Annotated in this window: 7 protein-coding genes; 6 read left to right on the top strand and 1 reads right to left on the bottom strand. The window is 55.5% G+C overall.

Annotated features, from left to right (window positions below; all coding sequences use genetic code 11):
- The coding region (locus RIB44_00210; protein MEQ8614995.1) for a hypothetical protein at positions 1–562 on the top strand (562 nt) is incomplete at its 5' end.
- Complete coding sequence (locus RIB44_00205; GenBank protein MEQ8614994.1) at positions 552–1,208, top strand: ThiF family adenylyltransferase; 657 nt, start codon at positions 552–554, stop codon at positions 1,206–1,208. The genes RIB44_00210 and RIB44_00205, both read left to right, overlap by 11 nt.
- Before the next feature lie 404 nt (positions 1,209–1,612).
- Here RIB44_00205 and RIB44_00200 read toward each other — a convergent pair whose 3' ends face one another.
- Positions 1,613–2,503 carry a LysR family transcriptional regulator gene (locus RIB44_00200; protein ID MEQ8614993.1) on the bottom strand — a complete coding sequence of 297 codons (891 nt, stop codon included), beginning with the start codon at positions 2,501–2,503 and terminating at the stop codon, positions 1,613–1,615.
- A gap of 196 nt (positions 2,504–2,699) precedes the next feature.
- On the opposite strand from RIB44_00200, the gene RIB44_00195 reads away from it, so the two are divergent.
- The 4 genes from RIB44_00195 to RIB44_00180 all read left to right on the top strand — a co-directional run bounded on the left by RIB44_00195 (position 2,700) and on the right by RIB44_00180 (position 7,093).
- The gene (locus RIB44_00195) at positions 2,700–3,899 is read left to right on the top strand and encodes a Tm-1-like ATP-binding domain-containing protein (protein MEQ8614992.1); all 1,200 of its coding nucleotides are present in this window, start codon (positions 2,700–2,702) and stop codon (positions 3,897–3,899) included.
- 52 nt (positions 3,900–3,951) lie between these two features.
- A complete protein-coding gene (locus tag RIB44_00190; GenBank protein ID MEQ8614991.1) occupies positions 3,952–4,785 on the top strand; it encodes a phosphoenolpyruvate hydrolase family protein in 834 nt (277 codons plus the stop codon).
- 52 nt (positions 4,786–4,837) lie between these two features.
- A complete protein-coding gene (locus RIB44_00185; GenBank protein ID MEQ8614990.1) occupies positions 4,838–5,758 on the top strand; it encodes a ThuA domain-containing protein in 921 nt (306 codons plus the stop codon).
- A 63-nt stretch (positions 5,759–5,821) separates the two neighbouring features.
- On the top strand, positions 5,822–7,093 hold the full coding sequence (locus tag RIB44_00180) for a Gfo/Idh/MocA family oxidoreductase (protein MEQ8614989.1): 1,272 nt from the start codon (positions 5,822–5,824) through the stop codon (positions 7,091–7,093).
- Positions 7,094–7,097: the final 4 nt, after the last annotated feature.

Genomic DNA, 7,097 nt, shown 5'->3' with positions numbered 1-7,097 from the left:
TGGTGGGTTTGGGATCAGCTCCGCCGAGGATCTGCTGCTGGTCGAAGACCTCGTGCTCGTTGAGCAGCAGGCGGACTGGGCCAGTGTGGAATTCAAGGATACGGCAGTGGCAGACTTTTATGATTCGCAAGTCGATCGGGGTAGAACGCCGGAGCAGTTTGCGCGGATCTGGATTCACACCCATCCAGGTGATTCTCCCCGTCCCAGTGGTACCGACGAGGAGACGTTTGCGCGGGTGTTTGGGAGTTGTAACTGGGCGGTCATGTTTATTCTGGCTCAAGAAGGGGCCAGCTATGCGCGGTTGCAGTTTGGGGTGGGGCCGGGCGGAGTCGTCGAACTGCCTGTCGAGGTGGATTGCGACTGTGAGTTCCCAGCAGCCGACTTTGAAGCTTGGCACGCGGAGTATGAAGCGTGTGTCACGCCGATCGGCAACGAAGTCCGCGAGGATTGGGCGACAGTTCCGAACGACTGGGATCCTCATGAGTGGGATGCCTACGATCAGTATCGCTGGACGCTTGCTGAGCAGAGATTTTCGGAACAGGAGGTTGCCGATGCACTCTGACCGTTTCGAGCGACAGCGAGAGCTGGTTCCCAGCGAGAGGCTGTTCGACTTGGAAGCAACCGTCATCGGTGTGGGGGCCATTGGCCGGCAAGTCGCCTTGCAACTGGCGTCGCTGGGAATGAGAACGCTCCATCTGGTGGATTATGACGTAGTGGAAGCGGTGAACATTACGACACAGGGTTATCTGGCCAGCGACTTAGGCAAGTTGAAGGTGAATGCGACTGAGCAGGCCGTCCTTGCGATTGACCCACGGATAACGGTCAACGCGATTGGGGACCGTTTCCGCAGCTACATGCCGGTCGAAGGGGCCGTGTTCTGTTGTGTGGATTCGATTTCGGCACGGGAATCGATCTGGCGATCGGTTGCTGAGCGCTGTCAGTTCTGGGCCGATGGTCGCATGCGTGGCGAAGTGCTACGCGTTCTCACCTCTAGCGACAGCATTAGCCAAGAGACGTATCGTGAATCGCTGTTCCCGCAGCGCGAAGCCCAGGCGGGAGCTTGCACTAGTGGTGGGACGATCTACACGGCGGCGATTGCTGCCGGGTTAATGCTGTCGCAGTTCGTGCGGTGGCTGCGCGGGCAGCCGGTGGAGGCGGACCAATCGTTGAATCTGCTCTCGAGTGAGTTGGTACTTGGGGCTGGCTGAGAGGGAGTGCCCGGGCGAGCTTGTGGGCTCGCTCGGGCAAGGTGGCAAGCTATACGGCGTGTTTTGTTTAGCTATTGGGCATTTGGCTTGCTCATAGGGTCTACGCCGTTGCTGTGTGCCCTTCAGGTGTAGCCTCTGAAGTGTGCTTAGTGATGACGTCCTGAGCCGGCCAGAGCGGCCGAGGGCAATGCCTGAATTGGCACGAATCGCTTCAACCAAAAGATGCTGAGGTCGTTTTCACCGCCTTCAGTTCGAGAGAAGCGTTCGAGCCCACGTTGGTCCACCCTATGCACAGGATTCGGTCCTTCGAATTGGCTGACTGCTTTGCCCCGGGAAGCCTCCATTTGCGTCACACATTCCTCATTTGGATATTCTCAACGAGATTCTCATGAAGCCTGCGGGATTTATGTTTTCAGACTTGGCAGCTTGCTGACGAATAGATCACGTGCGGGGGAAATCCGATGATTGTCCCAGACAGCGAGCATCTCGATCTCGGGCAAGTCTCCTCCCAGCGATACGTAGCAGACGTCCGACCTGGGGAAACACTCCTGATAGGACTTGGGTACGAAAGCATGGCCGATCCCTGCAGCTACCAACGCCAGTTCAGTCCGCTTCGAGGGAGCTTCCTGAACGATCTGCACGTTTGCCCCAGCACGCCGAAGGGAAGCAATGATACTGTCATGCAGTTCTGGCCTTAGATCGCGTGGCGCCATGATCATTGGAGCTTTGTCGAGATCAGATAAACGAATGCGCTTCCTGCTAGCCAAAGGGTGTTCGCAATGCACCGCAAGAACGTATGCATCTCGGCGCAGCAACCTCGATTCATACAGCTTCAAGTCTTGTCGATAATGGCGGATGAAGCCGATATCCAACTGTCCGGTATTCAGGCGGTCGAGCTGTTCGGAGGTGCGCATCTCGCGAATCGTTAGCTGCACATTCGGGTAGGCAGATCGCATCGCCATAATGAGCGAAGGTAAGAATGTATCTAGAGCCGGACTAACAGCACCGACATGCAAGGGCCCCAGAATTCCTGCCGAATACTGACTAGCGATCGAGCCAAAGGCACCTACCCGCTCGAGAATCATTCGCGCTTCCGGCAGTAGTAATCTTCCAGCTTCCGTAAGTTCAACAACTCGACTCGTCCTTCGAAAGAGTTGGACGCCGAGTTCGAGTTCGAGCTTCTTGATCTGATGGCTAAGTGGCGGCTGAGCAATTCCTAGCCGTTGAGCCGCCCGCCCGAAATGCAATTCGTCTGCAAGAGTCAGAAAATAGCGAAGCTGGCGGGTTTCAGTCACAATCTGATTGATATCGTAGAAGTATTGATCGCGGCTTTACATTTATTGGACATATTAACCAAAGCCGGCGACAATCACCACTTGGAGGGCCTCTTGACCGATTCTGCTCTGCTGAAATCCGCCTCGGAAGCTGTTCAGATTGATTGAAAGTACCGCTAGAGGTCTGTGGTCCGTTCCACCCAACCAGGTGAGATCAATGCGTCGAACCATCTTCACTATCGCTACGATGGACACCAAAGGTGCTGAGTTGGAATACTTAGCCGACTGCGTGCGAAGAACGGGCGCTGAGGTGCTGACCGTCGATGTAGGAACGCTTGCCAAGCCGTCCGTTCTTCCGAATTTCTCTCGACAGGAGGTGCTACAGGAAGCGGTGCTGCCGCAGGGTGACCGGGGCCAAGCCGTCACGAAGATGGGAGAAGCGTTGCGACGCTTCTTGCTTAAACAGGAGGAAAGTGGACGCTTGGCGGGAGTGGTGGGGATCGGTGGAAGCGGAGGCACGGCACTCATTACAGCAGGCATACGCGCTCTGCCGATCGGGCTTCCAAAAGTAATGGTCTCCACGGTGGCGAGCGGAAACACTGCCCCCTATGTGGATTGCAGTGACATCACGATGATGTACTCGGTCGTAGACGTAGCGGGCCTGAATGTCGTTTCAAGGTCGATACTAAGCAACGCGGCACGAGCTATCGCTGGGATGGCCAGTGATAGAGTTGTAGAGGATACATCTCACGCCACGCTCGGCATGACGATGTTCGGTGTTACCACCCCATGTGTTACCGCCGCTAGAGAGCAACTGGAGCAGAAGGGATTTGATTGTCTTGTGTTCCATGCAACTGGGACCGGCGGTCGTGCCATGGAGCGACTCGTAGACTCAGGTATGATCTTGGGAGTACTGGACATCACCACGACCGAAGTAGCCGACGAGATCGTCGGCGGAGTGTTTGCAGCCGGTCCTACCCGATTTGATTCAATGCTCAAGCAACAGATCCCGCTTGTCGTCAGCTTGGGCGCGGTTGATATGGTCAACTTTGGTGCCTTCGATTCCGTACCCTCTGAGTTTCGCCATCGCAACCTACACGCACATAACTCGCAGGTGACGCTGATGAGGACAACACCCGATGAAAATCGACGGATCGCGAGCTGGATTACGGAAAAGCTGAACCGTTCGAAAGCCCCCGTTACGGTTGTGGTCCCGGAAGGTGGCGTTTCTATGTTGGATGCTCCAGACCAACCCTTCTACGACCCGGATGCTGATGGAGCTTTATTTCAAGAACTGAAGTCTTCGCTAAACGTGACGGACCGACGTCGAATTGTCTGGTCACCATTGCACATCAACGATCCTGAGTTCGCGAACCTCCTGGCAAGTGAATTCCTGGCCCTCAAAGCTGCGGCCTAAAGTCTGGAGTATCGACAACCCTGTATTGCCCCTTTCAACTAAGGCAGACGAAGTGACTCCTTCTAGAGAAAGCATCCTCAATCGATTTCGTGACAAGATCGCCAATGGACTACCGATTATTGGCGGTGGCGCTGGCACAGGAATTAGCGCCAAGTGCGAGGAAGCGGGTGGCATCGATTTGATCGTCATCTATAACTCCGGTCGTTACCGAATGGCGGGACGAGGCTCGCTGGCTGGGCTGATGCCATACGGAAACGCGAATCAGATCGTGAAAGAGATGGCTCACGAAGTCCTCACGGCCGTCAAGCAGACCCCAGTCCTAGCCGGCGTTTGTGGAACGGACCCCTTCATGCTTCGTGATTCCTTCCTGCGTGAATTAAAAGAGATCGGATTTGCCGGCATCCAAAATTTCCCGACCGTCGGTCTGATAGATGGAACGTTCCGCGCAAATCTGGAAGAGACGGGTATGGGATTCACCCTGGAAGTCGACTGCGTGGCGGCAGCTCACGAACTCGATTTATTGACCACTCCTTACGCTTTCGATGCTGACCAATCGAGGCTGCTTACCGAGGCAGGGGCCGACCTGATTGTGGCTCACATGGGATTAACGACATCCGGATCGATCGGTGCACAAACCGCTTTAACCTTGGAAATGTGCCTGCCACGTATTCAAGAGATTGCAGAAGCGGCTCGCACTGTGCGTGAGGATGTTATCGTCCTCTGCCACGGCGGCCCCATAGCGCAGCCATCGGACGCTCAATACGTCATTGAGAATCTCGACATCGTGGACGGCTTCTACGGTGCGAGCTCGGTGGAGAGGCTACCGACCGAAGTGGCCATCACGGCACAAGTAGAAGAGTTCACACGAATTCGTCGCAAGCGGTAATCGTTGAACGCCTGGCTTAGACCACATAGTCGCAACGTAGGACAACCGAATGATGCTCACTCGCAACGTCTTGTACTTAGTCGTCACGCTCGCCCTTGTAGTGGTTCTCGCGGGAAAAGCAGCTCACGCGAGAGAGCAAATAGGACAACCCGATTCAGACACGAGTGCAGAAGATTCGAAGTATATTCTTCTCATCTCTACCAAGCTCGATCATCCCTGGGCAACCCATATGTATCGCCAGGGGTGCAATTTGCTTGCGGCGTGCCTGAACAATACCCCGGGCGTGAAAGCGATCGTCTCACCCGAAGACGACTGGCCCAAGGACCCGGCAGCGTTAAAAGGTGTTGACGCGATTGTTTTCTATTCCCGTCCGGCAGGGGACCTCTTGCTTCATCCGCGCCGACGCAACCAGGCGATGAAATTGCTCAAGTCAGGTGTTGGGCTCACGGCCATTCATTGGGCGACCGGTACGACGGACGACCAGTACGGCCCTGAGTACATGAACCTGTTGGGAGGATGGTTCAGTTTTGCTCACGCAGGACTGAAAGTTGACAAGCGGTTACTTCAGCAAGCGAAGGCTGATCACCCGGTGTGCAAGGGATGGAAACCCTATAAGTTGCGTGATGAGTTCTATCTGAATCTGAAATTTAGCGAACAGGCCCAACCAATTCTGCAAGTGAACGTCGACGGTGTCGAGCAGACCGTAGCGTGGTGTCTCGAACGCCCCAATAGTAAGGGTGGGCGCAGCTTCGGCACCACTTTAGGACATTTCCACGACAACTTCACGATCGACGAGTTTCGTCGTGCCATCGTGAATGGAATCCTCTGGACGGCCCACGTCGAGCTTCCAAAAACCGGCGCTGATGTGACCATTCCGAAAGCCAAACTAACTTTGCCAGACCCACCCCCACCAAAGCCCGTCGAACCGATCAAGGACGAGCTGCCCAAATTGGAAGCGGTTGAATCTCAGTAGGCAGGTGACGAGCGGGCATCATTACTATGAAGTAGTCACACAGCTCTCTTAGGGAACAGTGATATGTCGCTACACCGACTGAGCCGCAGACAGTTTCTTACTACCAGTGCATCCGCCACTGTGACAGCCCCGATGATCATCTCGGCCACCGCACTGGGATTAGGTCGGCCATCGCCGAGCAATCGCGTCACTGTCGGATTTATTGGTGTTGGCTTCAAGGGCTTACAGGGGTGTTTTGGCTCGCTTGTACAATCATTCATGGCAAATCCCGTCTGCCAAGCGGTTGCCGTGTGTGACATTAACCGAAACTACCTCGACAATGCCAAAGCGACTATCGACACCTTCTACGGCAACCAGGACTGCGCGACTTACATCGATTTCAGAGAACTCATTAAGAGGGATGATATTGACGCCGTGGTGATTGCAAGTCCAGATCATTGGCACGCCATCCAGACCGTATGGTCGTGCCGAAGCGGGAAGGATGTCTACTGCGAGAAACCACTTTCGCTCACGATTGGTGAGGCTCGGGCGATGGTCGATGCAGCCCGGCGTTACGGCCGGGTCGTGCAGACCGGGAGCCAGAGTCGCTCCTACGAGAGCATTCGATACGCCTGCCAAGCACTTCAAGATGGCATCATCGGTAATATTCGCGAGGTGCATGTCAGTTGTGGGGGCCCGAGCGTTCCATGCAACCTGCCAGCGGAAGAAACCCCCGATCATATCGATTGGGATTTGTGGCTAGGGCCCGCGCCCTGGCGTCCCTACCATTCTTTGCTGGTCGACAAGATGTTTCGCCCGTACCGCGACTACTCTGGCGGCGGCATGACCGACTGGGGCTGCCATCACTTCGACATCGCAAAATGGGCGACGGGGCTAGATGAAACAGGGCCAGTCGAGGTGTTGCCTCCTGACGGAAAAGAGGTGAAGTGGCTCACGTATCGTTTCGCTAACGGCGTGATCATGACCCACGAGTCGCCAATGAGCCGTCAGGGGGTGTACTTCGTAGGTGAGGAAGGTAACGCATGGGGCCACGGCATGTCCAATCGATGGAGGATTGAACCACGCGGTCGATGGAAGTTACCTCCAGGTCCCAAGGATCCGATGCAGGGAGCCAAGGCCCACAGCGACAACTTCCTGGAGTGTGTGCTCAGCCGCAAGAAACCACACGCTGATGTCGAAATTGGCGCCCGCACCGTGTCGCTTTGTCATCTTGGCAACCTTGCTTACTGGCTGAATCGTCCACTTCAGTGGGATCCAGTCGCCGAGCGCTTCGTCAACGACGCAGTGGCAGACCGATGGCTAAATCGAGCGTACCGCGAGCCCTGGGTACTTTGAGAGA

It is taken from the genome of Lacipirellulaceae bacterium (assembly GCA_040218535.1).
In the GTDB taxonomy this organism is placed as follows: Bacteria; Planctomycetota; Planctomycetia; order Pirellulales; family Lacipirellulaceae; genus Adhaeretor.
This window is presented reverse-complemented; position numbering and strand designations above follow the sequence as displayed.